Annotated in this window: 30 protein-coding genes and 1 tRNA gene; all 31 read left to right on the forward strand. The window is 34.3% G+C overall.

Features of this window, described 5'->3' with window-relative positions; genetic code table 11:
* Positions 1-186: 186 nt before the first annotated feature.
* The 31 genes from QVO42_RS02480 to QVO42_RS02630 all read left to right on the forward strand — a co-directional run bounded on the left by QVO42_RS02480 (position 187) and on the right by QVO42_RS02630 (position 25,973).
* Positions 187-600 carry a PTS sugar transporter subunit IIA gene (locus tag QVO42_RS02480; RefSeq protein ID WP_022424605.1) on the forward strand — a complete coding sequence of 138 codons (414 nt, stop codon included), beginning with the start codon at positions 187-189 and terminating at the stop codon, positions 598-600.
* A 19-nt stretch (positions 601-619) separates the two neighbouring features.
* Positions 620-1,087, forward strand: a complete 468-nt coding sequence (locus QVO42_RS02485; protein WP_022424606.1) for a PTS sugar transporter subunit IIB — start codon at positions 620-622, stop codon at positions 1,085-1,087.
* An 18-nt stretch (positions 1,088-1,105) separates the two neighbouring features.
* Positions 1,106-1,879: a PTS mannose/fructose/sorbose/N-acetylgalactosamine transporter subunit IIC gene (locus QVO42_RS02490; protein ID WP_055234119.1), complete on the forward strand. Its 774-nt coding sequence runs from the start codon at positions 1,106-1,108 to the stop codon at positions 1,877-1,879.
* Positions 1,869-2,717, forward strand: coding sequence for a PTS system mannose/fructose/sorbose family transporter subunit IID (locus tag QVO42_RS02495; RefSeq protein ID WP_022424608.1), 849 nt, complete (start codon positions 1,869-1,871; stop codon positions 2,715-2,717). The genes QVO42_RS02490 and QVO42_RS02495 overlap by 11 nt, the downstream gene beginning before the upstream one ends.
* A gap of 35 nt (positions 2,718-2,752) precedes the next feature.
* The gene (locus tag QVO42_RS02500) at positions 2,753-3,748 is read left to right on the forward strand and encodes an SIS domain-containing protein (RefSeq protein ID WP_022424609.1); all 996 of its coding nucleotides are present in this window, start codon (positions 2,753-2,755) and stop codon (positions 3,746-3,748) included.
* A 50-nt stretch (positions 3,749-3,798) separates the two neighbouring features.
* Positions 3,799-4,443 (forward strand): HAD family hydrolase, encoded by a 645-nt coding sequence (locus QVO42_RS02505; RefSeq protein ID WP_022424610.1) that lies wholly within the window; start codon positions 3,799-3,801, stop codon positions 4,441-4,443.
* A 4-nt stretch (positions 4,444-4,447) separates the two neighbouring features.
* Positions 4,448-5,083, forward strand: coding sequence for a hypothetical protein (locus QVO42_RS02510; RefSeq protein WP_022424611.1), 636 nt, complete (start codon positions 4,448-4,450; stop codon positions 5,081-5,083).
* 126 nt (positions 5,084-5,209) lie between these two features.
* Positions 5,210-5,467 (forward strand): type II toxin-antitoxin system Phd/YefM family antitoxin, encoded by a 258-nt coding sequence (locus QVO42_RS02515; RefSeq protein ID WP_022424612.1) that lies wholly within the window; start codon positions 5,210-5,212, stop codon positions 5,465-5,467.
* Between the two features lie 167 nt (positions 5,468-5,634).
* Entirely contained in the window at positions 5,635-6,594 is a 960-nt protein-coding gene (locus tag QVO42_RS02520) for a helix-turn-helix domain-containing protein (protein WP_022424613.1), read from the forward strand.
* A 145-nt stretch (positions 6,595-6,739) separates the two neighbouring features.
* Positions 6,740-7,483, forward strand: a complete 744-nt coding sequence (gene larB, locus QVO42_RS02525; RefSeq protein ID WP_022424614.1) for a nickel pincer cofactor biosynthesis protein LarB — start codon at positions 6,740-6,742, stop codon at positions 7,481-7,483.
* Positions 7,480-8,274, forward strand: coding sequence for a nickel pincer cofactor biosynthesis protein LarC (gene larC, locus QVO42_RS02530; RefSeq protein ID WP_022424615.1), 795 nt, complete (start codon positions 7,480-7,482; stop codon positions 8,272-8,274). Before larB ends, larC begins: the two co-directional genes overlap by 4 nt.
* Complete coding sequence (gene larC2, locus QVO42_RS02535) at positions 8,249-8,713, forward strand: nickel pincer cofactor biosynthesis protein LarC2 (RefSeq protein ID WP_055289682.1); 465 nt, start codon at positions 8,249-8,251, stop codon at positions 8,711-8,713. The genes larC and larC2 overlap by 26 nt, the downstream gene beginning before the upstream one ends.
* The gene (gene larE, locus QVO42_RS02540) at positions 8,691-9,491 is read left to right on the forward strand and encodes an ATP-dependent sacrificial sulfur transferase LarE (protein ID WP_022424617.1); all 801 of its coding nucleotides are present in this window, start codon (positions 8,691-8,693) and stop codon (positions 9,489-9,491) included. Before larC2 ends, larE begins: the two co-directional genes overlap by 23 nt.
* 1 nt (position 9,492) lies before the next feature.
* Positions 9,493-10,479 carry an energy-coupling factor ABC transporter permease gene (locus QVO42_RS02545; RefSeq protein WP_022424618.1) on the forward strand — a complete coding sequence of 329 codons (987 nt, stop codon included), beginning with the start codon at positions 9,493-9,495 and terminating at the stop codon, positions 10,477-10,479.
* 4 nt (positions 10,480-10,483) lie between these two features.
* The gene (locus tag QVO42_RS02550) at positions 10,484-11,188 is read left to right on the forward strand and encodes an energy-coupling factor transporter transmembrane component T family protein (RefSeq protein WP_288163644.1); all 705 of its coding nucleotides are present in this window, start codon (positions 10,484-10,486) and stop codon (positions 11,186-11,188) included.
* Positions 11,185-11,913, forward strand: a complete 729-nt coding sequence (locus QVO42_RS02555) for an energy-coupling factor ABC transporter ATP-binding protein (protein ID WP_022424620.1) — start codon at positions 11,185-11,187, stop codon at positions 11,911-11,913. Before QVO42_RS02550 ends, QVO42_RS02555 begins: the two co-directional genes overlap by 4 nt.
* A gap of 23 nt (positions 11,914-11,936) precedes the next feature.
* Entirely contained in the window at positions 11,937-12,443 is a 507-nt protein-coding gene (gene nrdG / locus QVO42_RS02560) for an anaerobic ribonucleoside-triphosphate reductase activating protein (RefSeq protein WP_022424621.1), read from the forward strand.
* 96 nt (positions 12,444-12,539) lie between these two features.
* Positions 12,540-14,162, forward strand: coding sequence for a peptide ABC transporter substrate-binding protein (locus tag QVO42_RS02565; protein ID WP_022424622.1), 1,623 nt, complete (start codon positions 12,540-12,542; stop codon positions 14,160-14,162).
* A 117-nt stretch (positions 14,163-14,279) separates the two neighbouring features.
* Positions 14,280-14,356 (forward strand) — tRNA-His (locus tag QVO42_RS02570).
* Positions 14,357-14,461: 105 nt separating this feature from the next.
* On the forward strand, positions 14,462-15,055 hold the full coding sequence (locus QVO42_RS02575; protein WP_022424623.1) for a L,D-transpeptidase family protein: 594 nt from the start codon (positions 14,462-14,464) through the stop codon (positions 15,053-15,055).
* Between the two features lie 74 nt (positions 15,056-15,129).
* Entirely contained in the window at positions 15,130-15,969 is an 840-nt protein-coding gene (gene dapF / locus QVO42_RS02580; RefSeq protein WP_022424624.1) for a diaminopimelate epimerase, read from the forward strand.
* Complete coding sequence (gene dapD / locus QVO42_RS02585) at positions 15,962-16,666, forward strand: 2,3,4,5-tetrahydropyridine-2,6-dicarboxylate N-acetyltransferase (protein WP_006505521.1); 705 nt, start codon at positions 15,962-15,964, stop codon at positions 16,664-16,666. The genes dapF and dapD overlap by 8 nt, the downstream gene beginning before the upstream one ends.
* Before the next feature lie 2 nt (positions 16,667-16,668).
* The gene (locus QVO42_RS02590; RefSeq protein WP_022424625.1) at positions 16,669-17,784 is read left to right on the forward strand and encodes a M20 metallopeptidase family protein; all 1,116 of its coding nucleotides are present in this window, start codon (positions 16,669-16,671) and stop codon (positions 17,782-17,784) included.
* Complete coding sequence (locus QVO42_RS02595) at positions 17,784-18,959, forward strand: aspartate aminotransferase family protein (protein WP_022424626.1); 1,176 nt, start codon at positions 17,784-17,786, stop codon at positions 18,957-18,959. The genes QVO42_RS02590 and QVO42_RS02595 overlap by 1 nt, the downstream gene beginning before the upstream one ends.
* A 55-nt stretch (positions 18,960-19,014) precedes the next feature.
* Entirely contained in the window at positions 19,015-21,033 is a 2,019-nt protein-coding gene (locus QVO42_RS02600; protein WP_022424627.1) for a cysteine peptidase family C39 domain-containing protein, read from the forward strand.
* Between the two features lie 6 nt (positions 21,034-21,039).
* Complete coding sequence (gene ybeY, locus QVO42_RS02605; RefSeq protein WP_022424628.1) at positions 21,040-21,507, forward strand: rRNA maturation RNase YbeY; 468 nt, start codon at positions 21,040-21,042, stop codon at positions 21,505-21,507.
* Positions 21,507-21,902, forward strand: a complete 396-nt coding sequence (gene cdd / locus QVO42_RS02610; RefSeq protein ID WP_022424629.1) for a cytidine deaminase — start codon at positions 21,507-21,509, stop codon at positions 21,900-21,902. Before ybeY ends, cdd begins: the two co-directional genes overlap by 1 nt.
* A complete protein-coding gene (gene era, locus QVO42_RS02615; RefSeq protein WP_022424630.1) occupies positions 21,899-22,795 on the forward strand; it encodes a GTPase Era in 897 nt (298 codons plus the stop codon). The genes cdd and era overlap by 4 nt, the downstream gene beginning before the upstream one ends.
* Complete coding sequence (gene recO, locus QVO42_RS02620) at positions 22,782-23,519, forward strand: DNA repair protein RecO (RefSeq protein WP_022424631.1); 738 nt, start codon at positions 22,782-22,784, stop codon at positions 23,517-23,519. The genes era and recO overlap by 14 nt, the downstream gene beginning before the upstream one ends.
* A 15-nt stretch (positions 23,520-23,534) precedes the next feature.
* Positions 23,535-24,458 (forward strand): serine aminopeptidase domain-containing protein, encoded by a 924-nt coding sequence (locus QVO42_RS02625; RefSeq protein ID WP_022424632.1) that lies wholly within the window; start codon positions 23,535-23,537, stop codon positions 24,456-24,458.
* Positions 24,459-24,596: 138 nt separating this feature from the next.
* Positions 24,597-25,973 (forward strand): glycine--tRNA ligase, encoded by a 1,377-nt coding sequence (locus QVO42_RS02630; protein ID WP_022424633.1) that lies wholly within the window; start codon positions 24,597-24,599, stop codon positions 25,971-25,973.
* Positions 25,974-25,984 lie beyond the last annotated feature (11 nt).

Genomic DNA, 25,984 nt, shown 5'->3' on the forward strand with positions numbered 1-25,984 from the left:
AAACTGGCACGAAGCTTGCTTGAGTATAAGTGGAAGTTAGTTGTACAGATCAAGTGCAAAGATCTATAAACTGGTACAAAGCTTGCTTGAGTATAAGTGGAAGCTAGTTGTACAGATTGAGCGTAAGAATCTATAAACTGGCACAAAGCTTGCTTGAACTAAGATGAGTGGAAAGGAGTGTAAATCATGGCAAAAATCATACTTGCATCACATGGAGGATTATCTGCAGGAATGCTTGATTCAGTAAAAATGATTGTTGGAGAATTAGCTGCTGACGTAGAAACATATAGTTTATTACCAGGACGCAATCCTAACGAATATGTAACTGAATTAAAAGAAAGAATCAGTACTTCTTCAGAAGAATTCATAATTTTATGTGATATCAAAGGAGGTAGCGTTTATAACGCTATGATTCAGTTGCTGGATATGGGTAATGTAGAAATTATTTCAGGAATGAACATGAATATAGTTTTAGAATTAGTTATTAAAAACAGTAGCGGATGTATTGATATTGATAATGCCTTAAAAGAAGGAAAAGAAGGAATTCAATTAAAAAATAAAGATAATGTCGCCGTTAATACAGAAGACGAAGATTTCTAAAAAAAAGGAAGGTGGATTTATGTTAGTAGGGTTAAGAGTTGATCATCGTTTATTGCATGGTCAGGTAGCATTTTCTTGGACAAGTGCATTAGGAGCTGATTGTATCTTGATTGCAAATACAGCAGTTACTAAAGATAATCTTAGAAAAACAGCTATTAAAATGGCAAAGCCAGCAGGAACAAAATTAGTTATTAAGAATATTGAAGATTCAATCAAAGCATTAAATTCAGGAGTAACAGATAAATACAAGTTATTTGTTATTGTTGAGAGCGTAAAAGATGCTTACGAATTGATGACAAAAGCAGATATTCATTCTGTAACACTTGGCGGAACAAAGGCTACAAATGAAACAAAGAATATTTCTAAAGCAGTGAATCTGACTGATGAAGAAATTTCATTAGTAAAGGAACTAATCGAAAGAGGGGACGAAGTTGAAATTCGAATGGTTCCAGCAGATAAAAAGATGTTAGCTAAAAACGTTCTATAAAGGAGGAAAAAGATTATGATGTTGAAGGCGTTTTTACTTGGCTGTATCGCATTCTTAGGGAAATGTGATTTGGCTACAGGTACTAACCAGTTACAGAGACCTATTATTTTGGGCCCGCTAGTAGGTCTAGTGTTAGGTGATCTTGATGCAGGAATTAAGATTGGTGCAACACTTGAACTTGCATTCTTAGGTTCTTATTCAGTTGGTGCATTTATTCCACCAAACGTTATTGTTGGTGGTGTATTAGGAACAGCATTTGCGATTGTTACAGGTAAGGGACCTGCAGTTGCATTTACAATGGCGTTCCCAATTGCTTTACTTGCAGTAGCAATTGATAATATCTTCTTCTCATTAGTTAGACCATTGCTTGGTAAAGTTGCTGATAACTATGCTGAAAAAGGTAATGTACACATGGTAAGTGTCATTCATATGGCTACAGGGTTCTTAACATGTACAGTACTATTTTTAATGGTATTCCTTGGATTCTCAGTTGGATCAGATGCAATGAAGAAATTTGTAGAAGCTATTCCAGCTGTTATTACTAACGGATTAACTGTCGCAACAGGTTTGTTACCAGGTATCGGGTTTGCTATGTTAGCTCAGATGATCATGAATAAGAAGGTCGTACCATTCTTCTTCTTAGGATTTGTATTATCAGCATATTTCAAATTACCAGTAGTTGGTATCGCACTCTTAGGTCTTATTATTATTTTTACAACAATTGATTTCACAGCTAAAAAAACACAGTTAGCAACAGATGTAGTAGAGGAGGATGATGACGATGACTTCTAAAGTAGATACACCAATCAATGCTGAAAATGGTGGTGTTATTACAAAAAAAGATTTAGTTAGAATGTTCTGGAGATCATTACCAATGGAATTCTCATGGCACTATGAAAGACAGATGCATATGGGATTTGAATTCATGATAGGTCCAGCTCTTAAAAAGATTTATAAAGATGATCCTGAAGGATTAAAACAAGCATTACATAGAAACTTGGAATTCTTTAACTGTACAGCCCATGTCACACCTTTCATTGGTGGTATCACACTAGCTATGGAAGAAATGAATAGAGCAAATGATGATTTTGATGCATCATCTATCAATGCAGTAAAAGCTGCGTTAATGGGTCCTTTAAGTGGTATTGGTGATTCACTTATCTTAGGAACACTTCGTGTATTAGCAGTAGGTATTGGTACATCTCTTGCTATTAAGGGTAATATTCTTGGACCAATCCTATTCTTCTTAATTTTCAATGTTCCTACTTTCATCTTACGTTATGTATGTGCAATTAAAGGATATGAATTAGGAGCAAACTATTTAGAAAAAGTTCAGGCTTCTGGCTTGATGGAAAAATTCATGTTAGCAGCTGCAATTCTAGGGGTTATGGTCATTGGTGGTATGACAAACGAACTTGTTGTAGCTAAAACAGCATTGAAAATCGGTAGTGGTAAGTCAGCTACACAGATTCAAAGTGTATTAGATGGTATTATGCCAGGATTGTTACCATTAGCAGCAACTGGAATCTATTATAAGTTGTTGCAAAAAAAGACAAATGTCATTCTTATGATTATTGGTACAGCTATCTTTGGTATTATCTGTGCACAATTTGGAATCTTAGCAGCTTAAAAAAAATATTTATAAATAAAAAAGGAGAAAATTTTATGTTTAATTTTGATGAAAAGAAAGTTTATACAGATCATTTAAATGGGGTTAATATGATCCCTCAGGTAGAAAAGGTAGTAGATAAGATTTGTGAAGATGGATACAAGAATATCTTTTTAGTTGGTATTGGTGGAACATTATTATATGCAGGACAGATTTTCCATACAGCTAGACAGTTAGGATGCTCTTTACCTTTATATTTAACTAATGCTACAGACTTCTTATATGAAGGTGATGCAAACTTTACAAAGGATTCAGTAGTAGTTGTTGCTTCATTATCTGGTCATACAGTAGAAGTAGAACAGGCTATTGATAAGGCACATGAAGTAGGTGCTAGAGTTATTGGTTATGTAGAAGTAGTTGATTCTCCAATTGCAAACAAAGTTGATGAATTAGTCACAACAGTAGGTGGAGAATATTACTGGTGGTATACAGTTGTCTTAAGATTCATGAAGAATGCTGGACAGTTCGATAAGTATGATGAATTAGTATCTGATATGCAGAACTTACCAAAAGATATCGTTCAGGTATATAAAGATGCAGATGCTCAGATGAAAGAATATGCAGATAAATACTGTGATTCACCACTTACATACTTAGTAGCTTCAGGTAACCTTGAAGACTGGGCTAATTGTTATGGTATGTGTATTATGGAAGAAATGCAGTGGATGCGCACTCGTCCTATCTCAGCAGCTAACTTCTTCCATGGTTTATTAGAAGTTATCGAAAGAGATACTACAGTATTATTAATCAAGGGTGAAGATAAGACTAGACCAGAAATGGATCGTGTTGAAAACTTTGTTGGTAAAATTTGTGCAAATGTTACAACTATCGATACTAAGAACTTTGAATTACCTGGTATCAGAGATGAATTCAGAGGTATCTTATCTCCAATCGTAATGAGATCAGCATTCATGAGACTTAATGTTCATCTAGAACACAACAGACGTCATCCATTAGACATCAGAAGATACTATAAGTGCTTAGAATACTAAAAAGAGAAAACGAGCAAGGCATTATATAATGCCTGCTCGTGTTTATAATTATGATTAAAACTGTTATTTTTGATATGGATGGTGTGATCTTTGATAGTGAAACCATGTATATAAATGATTTGATAAGATTTTTTAAACAGCATGATATAGAAATACAAGTAAGTGATTGTATTCCTCTCATTGGTATTGATAGTAAACTATATTATGAACATGCATACACAATGTGGAATGGAAAAACTGATTTCATGACATTTAAAAATATGCTTCAAGAATATTTTCGTTCATTAGATCGTGATTATAAAGCGGTAGTTAGACCTCAGATCTATTCCGTTTTAGAACACTTAAGTAAACATTATAAAATAGCGTTAGCGTCCTCTTCTAGGTTATATACTATTAATAATGCATTGGATCAGGCTGGTTTAAGAAAGTATTTCTCACTTATAGTAAGTGGTGAACAATTCAAAGAAAGTAAACCAAATCCAGAAATATATTTATATACAATCAAAGAATTGAATGTGAATAAAGATGAAGCTATTATTATTGAGGATTCATCTAAAGGAATATTAGCTGCAAATAGAGCTGGTATTAAGGTGTTGGCTTTAAAAGATGATAAGTTTGGCTTAGATCAGAGTCAGGCAGATATAATTATTAATGAATTAAATGATATTATAAAGTTGATTGAGAAAGGGGCATAAAAGTATGAATGCTATGTTAATTGTCGCTATAGTGATTGCTATTATTGGTACTATTCCAGTAATCATCAGAAAGAAACTCCTAAAAAATTATCTAACATTACTCCAAAACAATGATATTAAGGCAATAAAAGACTTAATGGCAACTCAACTAGCTAAGATATGTATTCCTCTATTTAATAGGGAATATTTACTTTTAAATGCTTATCTAAAAGTAAATGATGACAAACAAATAGATAATCAAGTAAACAATATAATGGATCATGTTCCTATGAATTCTAAGCAGAAGTCTGCTCTTGTAAAATCAGTATTCTATATATATATAGATAAGAAGAATGCATCTATGATTGATCGTTTGTTGGAAATGGTTAGCACTACAAATGATCATGCCCTATATAGACAGATGGATATGGTTAATGATACTTTGATTAGTGGTGGAATTAAGTATTATGATGAATTAAAATCTGATCTAGAAGATGTAGAATATACTAAAAACAATGAAGATACTCCCTATCTTGAATTCTTATTATCAGTTATCTACAAGAATATGGGTAATGAATCAAAAAGCAAGGAATATAAGAATAAAGCCTTAGAAGACAGTAAAGGAACTGTATATGAATCTTTAATTAAATCCCAAAATTAATAGGATGATTGAAAGATTCCTTACCGTAAAGACAGCCTAATAGGTTGTCTTTTATATTTACCAGAATATTTCTATCACATCAACATAATTATGCTATAATTATGTCGATGAAAGGAGTGAAGTATTATGCCACTAATTCTACCTATTAAGGAGTTAAGAAATACAAATGATATCTCTAATATTGCACACAAACATCATGAACCTATTTTCATTACAAAAAATGGCTATAGTGACCTGGTTGTGATGAGCAGTGAATTATATGATGAGTTTGCTAGAATAAATCGTATAGACAAAGCAATCTTTGAATCTGAACAAGAACTGTTGGATGGTGCAGAAGCAGTTGATGCAAAAAAAGTATTCGATGATTTGGAGAAAAAGCAATAAGAATATAGATGACTATAAAACGCATTCACACCATGCGTTTTTTTTATATAATCAGACTTGTTTAGAAAAATCACCTCCTGCAACCACCAGTTGACATATTTACAACCTGAATTGGTAGAAGGAAATTACCATAATTGGTATATTTGGTATGTAAGGAGGAGATGAAGATGATTCTTGCTGATAAGATTATAGAAGAAAGAAAAAAGAATGGCTGGTCACAGGAAGAACTCGCTAATAAGTTAGGTATCTCTAGACAAGCTGTTTCTAAATGGGAGAGTTCAGGATCTATACCAGACCTACAAAGAATACTTCTGATGTCTGAACTATTTGGTGTGACTACTGATTATTTACTAAAGGATGAAATAGAAGAAGAACGACTGAATGAATATGTTGAAACAAAAACAATCAAGGTAAGTATGGAAGAAGCCAATCAATATCTTGATATGAAGAGTAGAGGTTCAAGAATAGTCGCAAATGCGACGAGTTTATGCATATTAAGCCCTGTACCTCTTATAGTATTAGGTAAAATGACAGAAGATCATACAATTGTAGGTTTTGGTTTAGTATTTCTTCTTATACTAGTCGCAATAGCTGTTTATCTGTTTGTGAATTATGGATTACATGAGTCGCATATGCAGCATCTAGAAAAAGAAAGCTTTGAAACAGAATATGGTGTATCAGGAATGGTACGTGAAAGAAGAGAACAATATGAATCAACATTCACAAGGAATATTGCGATAGGAGTAGTACTTTGTATTCTTTCTGTCATTCCTACTATAATGGCAAGTGTAATGGAAGTAGAAGATTATATAAGTGGTATATCTGTGGGTCTATTACTTATTATTGTTTCTATTGGTGTCAATATTCTTATTCGTGCAGATATGATCAAGTCTAGCTATGATACTTTATTGCAGGAAGGAGAATATACAAAGGAAGAGAAACATTTGAAAAAGAAGACAGATGCTTTTTTGGGTGCTTATTGGCGTTTGGTAGTCGCGATATATCTTGGATGGAGTTTCTGGACAAATAACTGGGAGTTCACATGGATTATATGGCCAGTGGCTGGAGTATTATATGCGGCAGTACCTGGTATTGTGAAAATGATTATATGTGATAGAGAGAAGTAGATCATTCATTCTTAAAATAATTATTAGAAAAGTGATAGTTTACAAGTTTTCTTGTGAACTATTTTTTTATCATTGTATAATGAATATACAAAACATTTGACACTAAACTAGGGTTTAATGTTACCCTAATAAAGGTGGTGATTGTATGGAAACAAAAGAAATACTAGAAAAAGTAAAAACAGGAGAACTATCTGTAGAAGAAGCTGAACAGTTCTTTAAGAAATCCGCTTTTGAGGAATTAGGCTATGCGAAATTAGATACAAATAGAGAAATACGTTCAGGTTTTCAGGAAGTGATTTATTGCCAGGGAAAAGCAGATGATCACTTAGTTGGTATTGTGAGAAGACTTTATGAGGTGCAGGGAGAAGTTTTTGGGACTAGAGCCTCAGTACATCAATATGAACTCTTAAAGAATGAATTTCCTGAACTAGAATATGATCCATTATCACATATTATTAAGATAGAAAAAGAAAAGGAACATAAAGGGAAGATTGTTGTATGTAGTGCTGGTACAGCAGATCTTAATGTGGCTGAAGAAGCAGCACAGACAGCTGAATTCTTTGGCAGTCATGTAGAACGTTTGTATGATGTAGGTGTGAGTGGTATTCATCGCTTATTATCTAAATTAGATATCCTACAATCAGCACGATGTATTATTGCGGTGGCAGGAATGGAAGGAGCTCTTGCAAGTGTTATTGGCGGCCTAGTAGATTGTCCTGTTATTGCAGTACCTACATCAGTGGGTTATGGAGCCAGCTTTCATGGTGTCAGTGCTTTACTTACAATGATTAATTCTTGTGCCAATGGTATTGCGGTAGTGAATATTGATAATGGCTATGGTGCAGGTTATATCGCAACTCAGATTAATAGAACGGGAGAATCAAAATGAATCAATTATATTTAGAATGTTATTCTGGAATAAGTGGAGATATGTTTGTCGCAAGCTTACTTGATCTAGGGGCTTCAAAAGAAGTATTAGAAGAAGTACTTTCATCATTACCTCTTACAGGTTTTAAAACTGAAATCACAAGAGTCAATAAATCAGGACTTGATGTCTGTGATTTTAATGTTATTTTGGATCATGATAATCATGATCACGATATGAACTACTTATATGGTGAACATACACATCATGAACACCATCATCATGAACATCGTCACTTGCATGATATTTTACATATCATTGATCATGCACAAATGACAGATCATGCTAAAGAATTGGCTAAAAAGATCTTCACTATTTTAGGTGAAGCAGAAGCCAAAGCCCATGGTACAACTATTGAAGAAGTCCATTTTCATGAAGTAGGTGCTGTGGATTCTATTGTAGATATTATTTCTGCAGCCGTATGCTTTGATGATTTAGGTATTGATGAAGTCTATATCCCGGTTATTTATGAAGGAACAGGAACTGTACATTGTGCTCATGGAACACTTCCTATCCCAGTTCCTGCAGTGAATAATATTGTATCGAGTCATCATTTACCTATTCATATTGATACTATCAAAGGTGAATTAGTGACTCCTACAGGTGCTGCCATTGCTGCGTCTATTGTGACATCTCATACACTTCCTTCTACCTTCACAATTAAAAAGACAGGGATAGGGGCAGGTAAGCGTGCTTATGAAAGACCAAGCTTACTTCGTGCAATGTTGATTGAAACAGATCCCAGGCACCAATAAGGTATGTAAGCTAGAAACAAATATTGATGATAGTACAGGAGAAGTATTAGGTCATGTGATGGAGTTGTTAATGTCTCATGGTGCTAAAGATGTTCATTATATTCCCGTAATGATGAAAAAGAACAGACCTGCTTACTTACTCAATGTATTATGTGATGAAGAAAAAAGAAAAGAATTAGAAACAATCATCTTTAAAGAAACAAGCACCATCGGTATTAGACGTACTTACATGGAACGTACAGTTCTTCAAAGAACTTTTGAAACAATTTCTACTCCTCTTGGTGATGCTATATTTAAGGTAGTTAATATAGAAGGAAATATAAGAGCGTATCCTGAATATGAAAGTGCGAAGTTATTAAGTGAAAAACATAATTTATCTATTATTGATGTTTATCAGTTGCTGGAAAGGAGTTATTATGAATTTAGTCGCCATCATTGATCAGTATCTACATGAAGATGTTATGATTGCTTTTTCTGGTGGCGTAGACAGTACACTCTTATTAAAAATGGCAGTTGAAGCATCAAAGAGATATCATACGCATGTCTATGCTGTTACTATTCAAACAGCGCTTCATCCTGTGATGGAGGCGGATGAAGCCAAGCAAATAGCTGAAGAATTAGGGGCTATTCATAAAGTGATTCATGTAGATGAATTAGAAGGTGCAGGAATAGAGAATAATCCTGTAGATCGTTGTTATTTATGTAAGAAGTATATGTTTACTAAAGTGAAGGAACTTGCACATAGTTTAGGTGTTTCTACTATTCTTGAAGGTACAAACGCCGATGATTTAAAACAATATCGTCCTGGTATCAAAGCAATTCAAGAATTAGAATTACATAGTCCACTCTTAGAGGCTAATATGACTAAAAAAGAAATTAGAGAATTGGCTGGTACTTACGATTTAAAAGTGGCTAATAAGCCATCTTCACCTTGTCTTGCGACAAGATTTCCTTATCATACATTACTTAATTATGAGGCAATGCGTAAAGTAGAAAAGATTGAAGATTATCTTCATGCATGTGGTTTTTATAATGTACGTGCAAGAATACATAATGACTTAGTACGTTTAGAAATTGACCAGGATGCTTTTATGAAATGTATGGATAAACGTCAAGAGATTGTCTTATTTATTAAAGAATTAGGATATGACTATGTAACACTTGATCTAGAAGGATTTAGAAGTGGTAGTCAAGATATTAAACTGGAGGAAAAATAATATGCATATGGCTGACGCCCTAGTCTCACCTGCTGTTGCGACAACGATGTATCTGGCATCAGGTGCAATGACTATTTATTCAATTAAAAAACTAGAAGAAGAAAATGATCCACAGAAACTCCCAATGATGGGGGTTATGGGTGCCTTTGTCTTTGCAACCCAGATGATCAATTTCACTATCCCAGGAACAGGTTCTTCAGGACACTTGACAGGAGGACTGATGTTAACAGCGTTACTTGGCCCTTATGCAGGTTTCTTAACGATGGTAGGTATACTGGCAATACAATGTCTGCTTTTTGCGGATGGTGGGTTACTTGCCCTAGGATGTAATATATGGAATATGGCATTTTATGGATGCTTTATCTCTTCGATGTTGATATTTAAGCCAATAATCAGTAAAAAATTATCTAAGAAAAATTTGATGATTGCCTCTATCTTAGGTTCTATCATCTCTTTACAATTAGGTGCCTTCTCAGTAGTTGTAGAAACAGAATTATCAGGTATTACAGCACTCCCATGGAACTTATTCATTGGTGTGATGCAGCCTATTCATCTTGCGATAGGTGCGGTAGAAGGTATTATTACAGGCTTAGTTCTATCATTTATTTATGAAGCACGTCCAGAACTTATCTGGCAGGGGCATACAACTAAACTGGCAAAAACATCTAAAAAGAAGCTTCTTGCACTATTTGGTGGTCTCTCTGTCGCAGTGGCTGGAATCTTATCAATATTCGCTAGTGCTTTCCCTGATGGATTAGAATGGTCTATTTTACAGTTAACTGGTTCTACAGAACTACAACATAAAGGGGCTATTTATTCTATGTCTTCGCGTGTTCAGAAACTCACAGCATTATTACCTGACTATAATATTGCAGGACATGAATCAATCTTAGGTGGGATGTTTGCAGGAATTGTTGGAGTCTTAATCGTCATAGGACTCTATATGCTCATTCATCATTATCATGAAAAACATACAGAAAGCCATTAAGAGAGTGCATCAAATTGATGCACTTTCTAAGCGTACAACCATTCTTTCTGCCATTCATCCCACTTATAAGATTTTGATTGTATTACTTTATTTGATAATTACTGCTTCTTATTCTATTCATGATCTCTATATCTTAGTGATGTTTTTACCATTACTCTTATTTTCGTTATTGGGAGAAATCAATTTATTCAAATGCCTAGGAGAACTCAAACCATTAGTGGCTTTACTACTCTTTATGGGAACACCTTTCTTATTCTTTAAGGGATATGGAATCACTTGTTTTATTGTGCTTGCATTAAAAGGAATATTTGCTTTATTATTCTCTTACATATTGATGACCACAACATCTATGGAGGAACTTTGTATGGGATTATCTAAACTAAAAGTGCCTCAATCTCTTATTGTCGTCATCATGTTAATCCAAAGATATCTCATTCTTTTCTTTAAAGAAACAGACAAAACTTTGCTTGCCTATAGCTTGCGTGCACCAGGGCAGAAAGGTATTTCTATAAAGACATGGGGTACATTAGTTGGTTCAATGATGCTTCGTTCCATTGATCGTGCTATGAATGTCTATCAATCTATGATGTTAAGAGGTTTTAAAGGTGTAATGCCATTACAATCACAAAAATATGATTATAAGTTGTCTAAACTTACATTTGGTATTATGTGTATACTATTACTATTCTTAAAAGGGGTGACATTATGATTGAACTGAATCATTTCTCTTTCTCTTATATAGAGAATCGTATTATATTAGATAATTTGAATTTTCATATCCAAAAAGGTGAAAAAGTAGGACTCATTGGCTGTAATGGTGCAGGAAAATCTACACTTCTTAAAACTATTATTGGAATAGAAAATGGTCAAGGAGAACTGAAAGTTACAGATTTAACTATGAACAATCAAAACCTTGCATCTATTCGTTCCCATATAGGTTATGTCTTCCAGGATTCAGATAATCAGCTCTTTATGTCTTCTGTATATGAGGATGTAGCCTTTGGCCCAATGAATGAAGGGTTACAGGGAGAAGAATTAGAAGAACGTATCAACAAAGCATTAGATCTTGTACATATGCAGGAAAAGAAGCATGAAAAGATTTATCGCTTATCTGGTGGAGAGAAAAAAAGAGCTGCCATTGCGACAGTCCTCTCTATGCGTCCAGATATTCTATTATTTGATGAACCTTCTGTTTCATTAGATCCTAGACATCGCCGTGGACTAATCAACGTATTAAACGAACTCCCTTATACAATGTTGATAGCGTCCCATGATTTAGATTTTATTTATGATACATGTGATCGTGTTTTATTACTATCTAACGGAAAGCTTATTGCAGATGGACCAACTCAAGACATCTTAACAAATAAAAAGTTTCTTGAAGAAAATGGTTTAGAGCTTCCTCTTTCATTTAGTAGACAAAAGAGTATATAATAAAACTTTGTGAGGTGAAAAAGATGCGTTATGCACAAATAAGAGAAGTAGATATTGCGAATGGACCAGGTATTAGAGTATCTCTTTATACTCAAGGATGTCATCGTCATTGTCCATTCTGTTTTAATCAGGAAACATGGGATTTTAAAGGAGGAAAGGCTTTTACATCTGAATTAGAAGATGTATTAATTAAACTTATTAACAAACCCCATATTGCAGGATTCACACTTTTAGGTGGAGAACCTTTTGAAGAAGAAAACAGAGACGATATTTTAGAATTACTCAAACATATCAAAAAAGAATGTCCTACTAAATCTATCTGGGTCTATTCTTCATTCCTTTATGAAGAAATTATGGAATGGAAACAGCCATTACTTGATTATGTTGATGTATTAGTAGATGGACCATTTGTGAATGAATTAAAAGATGCGAATCTCAAATTCAGAGGTTCTTCTAATCAAAGAATTATTGATATTAAGAAAACAAAAGAAAATAAAGAAATCACTTTAGTTGAGTTCAAAGAGATATAATAAATACTTATCAAATTGATAAACATTTTTCTGTACAAAAGAAAGCGTTTTTGCGTATAATAGTATTTATAAAGATTATAAATGGAGGGGATTTTTATGAAAAGTCTCAAGATTATAGTGGCAGCAGCCTTGGTTGCTTCTATGTTAGTGGGATGTGGTTCTACTTCCGACGATAAAGCGATTTATAACTTTTCAAGTGAAGCAGATGTAACATCTCTAGATTCAAGTGTATCTGATGATGGTGTTTCATTTAATGCGATTCATGCATTTAGTGAAGGACTCATGGATATTACTGCAAAGGGTGGTACAAAGCTTGTACCAGCTGCTGCATCATCTTATAAGCTATCAGATGATGGATTAACTTATACATTTACTATTAGAAAGAATGCGAAATGGTCTAATGGTGATGATTTAACTGCAGATGATTTTGTTTATTCATGGAGAAAACTAATTGCGAATGCAGGTAGCTATGCCTATATCTTTGGTAAAGAAGGGGCATGTATTAAGAATGCAGATGAACTCGCTGAACTTGGTACAACTGCTGGTGATAAGATTAAGGAACTAGGTGTTGAAGCAAAGGATAAGAAAACATTACAGGTTACTTTATCTCAGCCATGCCCTTATTTCTTAGAAATCATGACATTCCCATGCTTCTATCCACAGAATCAGAAATTCGTTGAAAAGTGTGGTTCTAAATATGCCACTGATGCGAAGTATTTACTTGCAAATGGTCCATTCAAGGTAACTAAGTGGACTAAGTCTAATAAGATCACTTTTGTAAAGAATGATAAGTACTACGGTGCAGATAAGATTGAATTAGATGGTTTAAATATGTATCTTGTTCAAGATCCTAAGACTGCAGCTGCAGCATTTGATAATGGTAAAGTTGATTTTGCGACTATTAACTCAGCTTTAGTTGATAAGTATGAAGGTAAAGATAGTCTTGTAAAGTTCAAACAAGGTTATATGTATTATTTATATTTGAACTTCAACAATAAAGCACTTGCGAATACAAATATTCGTAAAGCATTATCTCTAGTTATTGATCGTAAAGACTTATGTAATAAAGTCTTAAAGGATGGTTCTAGAGAAGCAGATGGTTTTGTAAGTGCTGATTTCACTTATGGACCAGATGGTAAAGAATATCGTTCAGAAGGTAAAGATTATACTGAATATAATCTAAAAGAAGCACAGGCTGCTTTTGATCAAGGCTTAAAAGAACTTGGTGTTTCTTCATTAAAATTAAGATTACTTTATGGTACAGATGAAACACCTGCAGATACTGAAGCAGAATATTTACAGGCATGTTTCAAAAAACTTAAAGGTTTAGATATCGAAATGGTTGCAACTGTTAAGAAAGACCGTGTAGAACGTCAGAAATCAGGCGATTTTGATATCTCATGTGCAAGATGGGGACCAGACTTCCCAGATCCAATCACTTATTTGAACCTTGTTTCTACAGGCAATTCAAATAACTATGGTAAATATAACAATGCGAAGTATGACCAGTTAATTGCGGCATCTACTACTGAAAGAGATGCTAAGAAGAGATGGCAGATGCTTTATCAGGCAGAAGATATCTGTATGAGTGAATATGCTGTATTACCAGTATTCCAGAAGGGTGCTGCATCATTGCAGAATAAGAAATATACAGGTATTGTATATGAAGCTGCATTAGGTTCAGCATTCACATTTAAGTTTATTCATAAGACTAAATAAGATACAAATCCCGGGTCAATCTCGGGATTTTAAATTTCTTTAAAAAAAAGTTAAATTTTCTCTTTACAAACTATCAGCACTTGTATATAATCTTACTTGTCTCTTACGAGAGATATGGCGGTTGTGGTGAAGCGGTTAACACACCGGATTGTGGCTCCGGCATTTCGTGGGTTCGATCCCCATCAGCCGCCCCATTTGAAAATAACTCTGGTTTACCAGAGTTTTTATTTTATTTAAATAAAGGAACTGTATTTTCATATAGTTCCTTTTTTAATATAATGTAGCCAGGAGGCGGTTACATGAATATAGAAAGCTTAAAAGCATCAAAGAAAACAGATCAGCTCTTTTTGGTTTGTGTCGATCATTATAATACAAGTCATGCGACATTCTATTATTATAAGAAAGAAGAAAAATGGGAGCTTGTCTTACAAACACCGGCACTTATTGGACAAAGAGGCATGGGTGAAGGAAAAGAAGGAGCAAGACAAACACCTATAGGTGAATATACTTTTGGGAAACTCATGGGTATTGCGCCAAATCCTGGCACAAAGATGGATTATCATCAGATTACTGAAGATGATTATTGGTGTGGTGAACAGTATTATAATGAGTTTGTGGATGAAAAGACTAGGGACCATTCTCATTGTACAAAAGAGAATGATGAACACTTGATAGATTATACTAAACCTTATGAATACACAGCTTTCTTTAACTATAATAAGGAGTGTATTAAAGGGAGGGGCAGTGCTTATTTCTTTCATTGTTTTGGTACACATGACTATACAATGGGATGCGTTGCCTTACATCATGATGTTGTGAAATATCTCTTTACTATGATTGATGAGAAGACGATTATGATCATCGATTCTTACGATAATTTGTATAAATATTAGTTAGTGTTACTATGATAATTTTGTGTTATACTGTTAATAAATTCAGACTATGAACAAGAAAGGTGTAAAAGAAAATGTTGAAATTCTTGAAAATGGAAGGTATCGGGAATGATTATGTTTACTTTGACGGAATCAATCAGAATGTTCCAACAGATGAAACATTTATCAAGAAGGTATCTAATCGTCATATAGGTATTGGCAGTGATGGTGTCATTATCATCTTACCAAGTGAAACATGTGATTTCAGAATGCGTATGTTCAACCTTGATGGAAGTGAAGGAAAGATGTGTGGAAATGGAATCCGCTGCTTTTCTAAATTTGTGTATGATCAAGGCTTAACTGATAAGACAACATTGAAGATTGAAACACTTGCAGGAATAAGAACCTGTGAATTGAATGTAGAAGATGGAAAGGTAACAAGTGTCTGTGTAGATATGGGTGAACCAATTACTCTATGTTCTGATATTCCGGTGAATTATTCTAAAGTAGAGATGGTGAATGCACCTATTGAAATAGATGGTAATACATATTATTGTACAGCTGTTTCTATGGGTAATCCGCATGTCATCCAGTATGTAGATACACTTGATTTTGATATCGAAGCAATTGGTCCTAAGTTTGAGCATGCTTCTTTATTCCCTGAATCAGTCAATACAGAATTTGTAAAGGTTGTTGATAGAGAACATCTAAAGATGCGTGTATGGGAAAGAGGCAGTGGTGAAACAATGGCTTGTGGTACAGGCGCATGTGCTGTGATGTATGCAAGTTATCTCAACAACAAGTGTGATGAGAAAGTGGATGTAGAATTATTAGGAGGTCATTTACAGATTGAACTCCGTGATAAGAAGATATTTATGACAGGTCCTGCAAGGACTACTTTTGAAGGTACATTAAAGGAGGAAGAATATGCTTAAAACTGCAGAAGAAATTATCCAGTATATTGGAAATGCGAAAAAACAGACACCAGTCAAGGTATATATCAATGGTCATGATTTACCTAAGGCTGAAGGATTCAAGATGTTTGGTACAGAAGATTCAAAAATCTGTATTGGAGATTTAGATGCAATCCGTGCTTATTTAGAAGAAAACAAAGATAAGATTACAGAAACTTATATGGAACAGGATCGTCGTAATAGTGCGATTCCTATGATTGATATGACAAATATCAATGCTCGTATTGAACCAGGCTGCTTTATCCGTGAACATGTCACTATTGGAGATAATGCAGTTATCATGATGGGTGCAGTTATCAACATTGGTGCTAAGATTGGTGAAGGTTCTATGATTGATATGGGGGCAGTACTTGGAGGACGTGCTGAAGTTGGTAAACATTGTCACGTTGGTGCAGGTGCAGTGCTTGCAGGTGTTATTGAACCCCCTTCAGCAAACCCAGTTGTCTTAGAAGATGACGTATTGATTGGTGCCAATGCGGTTGTTATTGAAGGTGTAAGAATTGGTAAGGGTGCTGTCGTAGGTGCAGGTTCTATTGTTACTAAGGATGTACCAGCAGGTGCCGTTGTTGTGGGTAACCCAGCTCGTATTGTGAAAGAAGAAAAAGACGACCAGACAAAAGATAAGACTCAGTTAATGGATGATTTAAGAAAGATCTAATCATGGATGATTTAAAGAGATGGCGCAGGGATCTACATCAGATTCCTGAGCTAGGATTAGAAGAGACACAAACAACAGCTTATCTAAAAGCCGAACTGGAAAAGATGGGGTATCAGCCACAGCCATTATTAGAAACAGGACTCTATGTCTTTATTGATCATGGCTATGGTAAATCAGTGGCTTTTAGAACAGATATTGATGGCTTACCTGTCAATGAAGAAACAGGTGTAGACTTTGCTTCTACCCATAAAGGAATCATGCATGCCTGTGGACATGATGGCCATATGACTGCACTTCTAGGCTTTGCGAAGGCTTTAAAAGAGAATAAAGAACCTATTCTTTATGATATTCTTTTAATCTTCCAGCCTGCTGAAGAATCTCCTGGAGGGGCACGTATTGTCTGTGAAAAAGGTTTATTAAAACAGTTTAACGTAGAATCTATTTTTGGTATTCACCTCATGCCTTTGTTAGATGAAGGTGTGATTGCTTCTAAACCAGGTGGTTTAATGGCTGAATGTGGTGAATTAGATGTAAAAGTAATAGGAAGAGGGGCTCATGCAGGACTACCTCATGAAGGTGTAGATTCGTTACTTATTGCTTGTTCTTTAATAAATGAATACCAGCATATTTTGACAAGAATGAAGACACCATTCCATCCGGCTATTATGAATATTGGAGAAATTCATGGTGGTACAGCACGTAATAGTGTGGCCAAGGAAACAGAATTCCATGGCACAGTACGTTGTTATAGTGATGAAATGTTTGCCCATCTCACAGATTCTATAGGACGTATTAATAAAGGTTTTGAAGAAGCCTATGGATGTCAAATTGAGTGGAGCTGTCCACCATTCTATCCAGCTGTCATCAATGATAAAAAGCTATTTAACTATGTCTCATCAATCACTTCATTAAAAGAACTTGATGAACCACTCATGCTTGCTGAGGATTTCTCTTTCTATCAGAAAGAGGTAAAAGGTCTATTTATCTTTGTCGGTACTAAAACCAAGGAATTCCAGAGTGGACTTCATACAGGTACATTTAATTTTAATGAATCTGTATTACAGTCTGTTGTGGATATGTATATGAAAATTATTTTGAATTATCAGGAGGAGAACTAATGGGGTATTATGAAGAAGGAGAACAGTATTTTCTTCATGCTTATGGCAGATACGATACTGTTTTAGATCATGGAGAGGGAGTATATCTCTATGATACAGAAGGTAATAAATACTTAGATTTCTATAGTGGTATTGGTGTCAATTCACTTGGTTATGGTTATCCTGCTTATATAGAAGCAGTAGAAAAGCAGTTAAAGACATTAACTCATGTGTCTAACTATTTCTATACTGTTCCTGCCATTGAAGCAGCTAAGAAAGTAGTAGAAGCAACTCGTCTTTCAAAGGTATTCTTCTGTAACTCAGGTGCAGAAGCAACTGAAGGGGCATTAAAGCTTGCACGTAAATACTACTTCTTAAAACACCATAAGGCTGATAGTGAAGTCATCGCATTCCATCAGTCATTCCATGGACGTACTACAGGTTCTGTTAAGTTAACTGGTAATGCCCATTATCAGCAGGCTTTTGGTCCATTAATGGAAGGTGTAAAATATGCCACTTTAAATGACTTAGAAAGCGTTAAAGCCTTACTTACTGATCGTACAGGCGCTATTATTGTAGAACCAGTACAGGGTGAAGGTGGTGTCAATCCTTGCACAAAAGAATTCTTACAGGGATTAAGACAAATCTGTGATGAAAAAGATATCTGTCTTATTCTTGATGAAGTACAGTGTGGTATGGGAAGAACAGGAACTATCATGACTTATTTCCAGTATGATATCTTACCTGATATTGTATGTCTTGCGAAAGGTATTGGCTGTGGTGTGCCAGTAGGTGCATTTGTAGCTAATGCAAAGTTTGCGAAGGCAATGGAACCAGGAGACCATGGAAGTACTTATGGAGGTAATCCATTTGTGACTGCTGCAGTCTCTACTGTATTTGATATCTTAAAGAAAGATTCAATTGTAGAAAACTGTAAAGAAGTATCTGAATATCTTTTAGAAGAATTAGATAAAGTAGTCAAAGACTATGATTGTGTTGTAGGTCATAGAGGCTTAGGATTAATGCAGGGAATTGTATTAAATGTCCCAGCTAAGAAATATGTTCAGGCATTACTTGATGAAGGTGTTATTGTAGTAACTGCTGGTGAAAAGGTAATTCGTTTATTACCACCTCTAGTAATCACAAAAGAACATGTTGATGAATTTATTACTAAACTTAGAAAAGTTTTAGGATAAAATATTAAGAAATCTCTCACTTATGAAGGAATAAATAAGTGGGAGGTTTTTTTATATGCGTAAATATCCTATATATCTTCAGGATGATGAAGTATCCTGTGGCGTTTATTGTATCAAGATGATTTTAAAATATTATGATATTGAAGAAGACACACTCAATATTAAAAGAAAAGCACGTATGGATCATACTGGAACGACTATTAAAGGTTTAGTAGAAACATTGAAATCCTATGCGATAGAAGCAAAAGCCTATCATGCTTCTTTAAAAGACATAGAGGAACATATCACCTTACCTTGTATCTTACATACAATAGAAGATGGTATAGGTCATTTTGTAGTACTCTATGAAATCAAGGGAGATACGTATATTATTGGTGATCCAGCCCATGGTATTGTGGTCTATGATCAAGAAGAACTAACATCAGTTTATACAGAGAATGTTGTATCTATTACACATATTGGGCGCTATTTTGAATATGAGAATAAGACATTTAAACAGTTCTTAAAGGAAATCAAGAAACTCTATCATAAAGATATTAGAAAACTAGGAAGCTATACATTCTTTATCACATTATTCTCTTATGTTTTATCACTTATCTATGCATCACTCATTGATTATATGAAGGTTAAAACACCTATTGTGGTATTAATGATTGTATCAGGTGCATATTTCATTATCGGCTTAATAAAGATTGGAATAGAAAAGACAAAAGAGAAGAAAAGTATCCTTCTCACACGTGCTTTTGATAAAGAGTTTGTCTATACAAGTATTAGTCAAGTTATGGATCATAAAGGAGATACAGGAACACTCCATCCACAAATCATGGACTTATATCAGTTAAGTGAGTTTTGTATTGCCTATTTTAGTATCTTCTATGTAGATCTTGTTTCTATTGTATTAGAACTACTTGGTTTATTACTTATTTCTACGCAATTATCATTAGTACTTATTATTGTGTTAGTTATTTTAGGTATCTTTGTTTATTTTAAGAGTAAACATTTTATAGAACTCTATAAAGACTATATCGCTGCTCATATTGAATCAGAACATGCACTCATTGATTATTTAGATCAAAGAGAAATAGGAAAGAGATATTATGGAAAACATCAATGGCTTAAAAGATATGAACATTACTATGAGAATGAAGCCAATCATAAACAGGATCAGGAAGAATTCTCATTAACACTCTCTACTGGTATGCATATGATCCAAATACTTGGAGAAGCACTTATATTATTTGTAGGATTGTTCCTCTATCATAATAAGAGTATCAGTATGGGTGAATTGATTCTATTCTATATGGTTTATAATATGATTCTTATTCCCCTTATTCATCTTTGTACTACTTTAGTAGAATATTCTCAAAGTACAGTACTTTATGAGAAATATAAGGAACTTACAACACCACTCGTACAAGGTAAGTTATTGATAGAAGAACCTATTCATACTATTTATATGAATAATGTAAGTTATGCTTATGGCTTCCATGAACCTGTCTTAAATCACCTTGATTTAGAAATCAATCATTCATTCTTTATATTTGGAGATAATGGTTCAGGTAAATCTACATTAGCTTATTTACTAGAAGGTAATGATCCACATTATCGTGGTGAAATACTCATGAATAATAAGTCTTTAAAAGATATCAATCAGGATTCTTTAAAGAAACATATCATTCTTGTAGAAGAACATGAATCATTTATACCTGGTTCTATCAAAGAAGTATTGAATTGTGAGGATGAAGAACGTATACTTCATGTATTACTTTCCTTAACAGGAGAAAGATTGATTGAATTAGGAGATTCACCTATCACTTCTCAGGGACTTCCTTTATCATTAGGAGAACAACAGATTCTTTCACTTACCCGTGCATTGTTGTGTGATGGAGATATTTATATTCTTGATGAAGCCCTCAGTCATCTCTCTTTTGAGCGTAAAGAAATCATTATTCGAACTTTGTTTGAAACATATTCAGAAAAGTTATTTATGGTGATTTCACATGATAAAAAAATCATGAACATGGGATATGACTATGTTATAATGGAGAAAGGAAAAATCATCGAGAAAGGGTGATCATAAATGAATATAGATTTTGTATTTGATAATGAAGTAGAGAACTTCGAAAATAATTATGAACAGGATTTTACAGCTATTATTGAACAGGCTTTAAAGACTTTAGGTATTGAAGATGATGTAGAAGTATCATGTGTTCTTGTAGATGATGAAAGAATACATGAAATTAATAGAGAATACCGTCATATTGATCGTTCCACTGATGTTATCAGTTTCGCAATGGAAGATAATGATCAATTTTATGTAGAAGGTATGCCTAGAACTTTAGGAGATATTTTTATTTCTGTAGATCATGCTAAGAAGCAGGCAGAAGAATATGGTCATTCTTTAAGAAGGGAAATGTGTTTCTTATTTACACATGGTATTCTTCATTTGTTAGGATATGATCATATGACAGATGAACAAGAAAAAGAAATGTTTGGCTTACAAGATCAAATCCTAGGTGCCTTGAATATTGAAAGAGAGGGAGCTTAATGGATTATCAATATCTTGTAGATGAAGCTTTTAAGGCAAGAGAGAATGCTTATGCTCCTTATTCACATTTTAAAGTAGGTGCCTGCTGTGAACTCAATGATGGCAAGATGATTTATGGTGCCAATATTGAGAATGCAGCTTATGGCTCTACAATGTGTGCTGAGCGTAATGCAGTATTTCAGGCTTATTGCCAAGGCTACCGTAAAGAGGATATTAAAGCACTTGCGATTGTCGGAGATGGACCGACATTGATTTCACCTTGTGGTTCATGTCGACAGGTATTAAGTGAACTCTTGAAATCTGATACACCTATTGTATTAGGGGCTAGAGATCACTATGAAGTGACTAATATCTATGAATTATTACCTAGAAGTTTTAGTGAGGAGGATTTATGAGTTATAAATCAGGTTTCGTAAGTATTGTAGGACGTCCTAATGTAGGAAAATCTACTTTATTAAATCATATTTTAAAGACAAAATTAGTGATTACATCACCTACTGCCCAGACGACAAGAAATACAGTTCAGGGTGTTTATACAGATGATGAAGCACAGATTGTATTTGTAGATACACCAGGTATTCATAAGCCACAGGATGGCTTAGGATCATTTATGAATACAACAGCTTTAAATAGTATTGTAGGAACTGATGTGATTCTATTTATTGAACCTGCCAATGAACGTATTGGTAAGGGAGACCGCTTTATTGTAGAAAGGTTAAAGAAAGCAGAATGTCCTGTCTATCTTGTATTAAATAAAGCAGATCTTCTTTCTAAAGATGAATTAATGGATAAACTGATTGAATGGAATCAGATGATGAACTTTAAGGAAATCATCCCAATTAGTGCACTTAATGGGGATAATGTGGATGAATTAATTAAGACTGTCAAACAGGATTTACCAGAAGGACCAGCTATTTATCCAGAAGATACAATTACCGATCATCCAGAACAGTTTATTATGGCTGAATTTATTCGTGAAAAGATTCTTTATTTCACTCATGATGAAATTCCTCATGATGTGGCGATAGAAATTGAACAGTGGATTGAAGATGAAAATGGAATAGATATCATGGCTGTGATTATTGTGAATAGAAAGAGTCAGAAGGGTATTATTATTGGTAAGCAGGGTACAATGATCAAGAAGATCAAAGACCAGGCAAGACGTGATATGAAACGTTTTGCGGGTGTTCCTGTTAAACTTTCACTCTTTGTAAGAGTAGAAAAAGACTGGCGTAATAAAGCACAGTATTTAAAGGAATTTGGTTATAACCAGGATGACTACTCATAATATCGAGAAAACAGAAGGGGTTGTACTTAAAATAACACCTTCAAAAGAATCTGATGCAATACTTTCTATTTATACATATGACTATGGTAGAATATCAGTCTATGGAAAAGGAATTAGAAAAATCAATTCTAAAAATGCGCGTGGTGTCACACCTTCCTCGTTAAGCTTATTTGAGCTAAATGTACGTAAAGGATTATCATCTCTTATACGTGCTTCAGGAATTAAGTATTATACACATATCCAGGATCATATAGAAACAGATATACTGGCACAATGCTTATTAGAATACTATTATCGCTATGTTCCTGAAAATAAACCTGATCTAGAGACTTATACATTCTTAGTAGATGCTTTAAAAGCTATAGATACAGGATATTCATATAAATTGATTTATGCATTGATTCTTGTCTTTATTATGAAAGATAACGGAATAGAGTTAGAAGTAGACGGATGTGTTCATTGTGGACATACATCAGTCACTTCTTTTTCACTTGTAGATGGTGGTTTTGTATGCCATAAGCATCAAACGCCACAGGATGTAGAATTATCTATAGATGCACTTAAGGCAATACGTCATATATATAAGACACCCATAGCCCATATTGATGCATTATCTATAGATGAAGCAGTACTTAAAGAGATATTATTTATATTTGAATATTATATTGATGAATATTGTGGAATATATCTCAATGCGTTACGTTTTGTGAAGGAATGGATATGAGGGGAGGAATGATGTATGAAGCATGAAGAAACTTATACATCAACACTACATACACATGTTCACTTTTTCATTTATGAACCACAGGTGATCATTAGAGTCAAGGCTGTCTTATTTGTACAGCATGATCTTAATGAAAATGCATCTAACTATGATCATTTTGCGAATTTCATGTGTGATAAGGGATATGTAGTCGTAGTGAGTGATATGGTCGGACATGGTCATTCACTTATTGATTTTGAACAAGGTTATTTTGGGAAAACAGATGTCCTTGATCATTTGATGAAGGATATGCATCATCTGCAGAAGGTGATGATGGCACGTTATACAGATACACCTTATTATTATATAGGTACAGGACTAGGTGCACAGATGATTCGTGAATATGCAGCACGCTTTGGAGACTATTTCCAGGGAATGTTGTTGATGGGAGCAGTGTCCGGTGTCAGAGCGTACCGCTATAAGAATCTTTGTCTTAACTTCTTTAAACTGATGAAGGGTGAAAGATATCATCTCAATAAACTGGCATTAAGAAACAGAATGAAGTTATCACATCGTTTCAATGGAAATCATCCATTCTCTTATCTTACAGATAATGAAAAATTAGTAGATAGATTTTCTAATGATACATTGACGAATTTCTCTTATACAGTTAAAGGGTATAGTGATATCTATAAAATTTCTAGACATGCCAACAGTGAAGAGACATATCAGAAAACACCAACATACTTATCTACATGGATTGCATCTGGTGCACTTGATCCTCTTACTCGTTTAGGTAAAGATGCGCAGCTCATCTATCATAACTATAAAACACTAGGTATGGCCGATATCACATTAAAAATCTATGACAACAAACGTCATGCATTACTATTTGGTAAGGATCGTATCAATGTCTATACAGATATTCTTGCCTGGCTAAACGCACGTACTTACATCTAACCTTTCTTTCAGAAAGGTTCTTTTTTAATACACTTATAATTGGTTGACAAATATACACTATAAGGGTATAAATAGTGGGACTATAAAGTTCATGGCTTAGGTTATTCCTAAGTCATTTCTTATCTCAAGGAGGAAAATATGGCTACAAAAGATATGGAAAAGCTAATTGCACATGCAAAAGGTGAAGGTTTTGTCTATCAAGGTTCAGAAATCTATGATGGACTCGCAAATACATGGGATTACGGACCAATGGGTGTTCAGTTAAAGAACAACATTAAAAACTTATGGTGGAAGAGATTCGTTCAGGAATGTCCTTACAACGTAGGTATTGATTCAGCAATCTTTATGAATCCAAGAGTTTGGCAGGCAAGTGGACATGTAGGTAACTTCAATGACCCACTTATTGACTGTAAACAGTGTAAATCAAGACATAGAGCGGATAAATTAATTGAAGCTTATGATCCTGAATTACATCCAGATGGATGGACTCCAGAAGAAATGATGACTTTTATTAGAGAACATAACATCGCATGTCCTGAATGTGGTGGACATGATTTCACAGATATCAGACAGTTTGAATTGATGTTTGAAACATCTATGGGTGTTGTAAAGGATGCAAAGAGCAAAATCTATTTAAGACCAGAAACTGCTCAGGGTATCTTTGTAAACTTCAAGAATGTTCAGAGAACATCACGTAAGAAATTACCATTTGGTATTGGACAGATTGGTAAATCATTCCGTAACGAAATCACTCCAGGTAACTTCATTTTCCGTACAAGAGAATTTGAACAGATGGAACTTGAATTCTTTACAAAACCAAATGAAGACTTAGAATGGTTTGAAAAATGGCGTCATGACTGTATGCAGTTCTTATATGATTTAGGTATCAAAAAAGAAAACTTAAGATACAGAGACCATGACCAGAAAGAACTTTCTTTCTACTCTAAAGCAACAACAGATATCGAATACTTATACCCATTTGGATGGGGTGAATTATGGGGTATCGCAGATCGTACTGATTACGACTTAGGACGTCATCAGGAATATTCTAAGAAGAACTTAGAATACTTAGATCCAGACACTCATGAAAAGTATCTTCCATACGTTATTGAACCATCAGTAGGTGCTGACCGTTTATTCTTATCAGTTCTTGCAGATGCATTCGAAGAACAGGAACTTGAAAATGGTGATGTAAGAAAAGTTATGCATTTCCATCCTGCATTAGCTCCAGTAAAGGTTGCAGTATTACCACTTACTAAGAAGCAGTCTGATGAAGCAATGGAACTTTATAATGATTTAGTAAAAGACTTCTATTGTGAATATGATCAGGCAGGTCAGATTGGTAAGAGATATAGAAGACAGGATGCTATTGGTACACCATTATGCGTGACTGTAGACTTCGATACAGCTGAAGATCATAGCGTTACTGTAAGAGATCGTGACACTATGGAACAGATTAGATTACCAATTGATCAGTTAAAAGCTTATATTGCAGATAAAACACGTTTTAACTAAGAGGATGATTA

This window comes from Catenibacterium sp. CAG:290 (assembly GCF_000437715.1).
Taxonomy (GTDB): Bacteria; Bacillota_I; Bacilli_A; order Erysipelotrichales; family Coprobacillaceae; genus Catenibacterium; species Catenibacterium mitsuoka_A.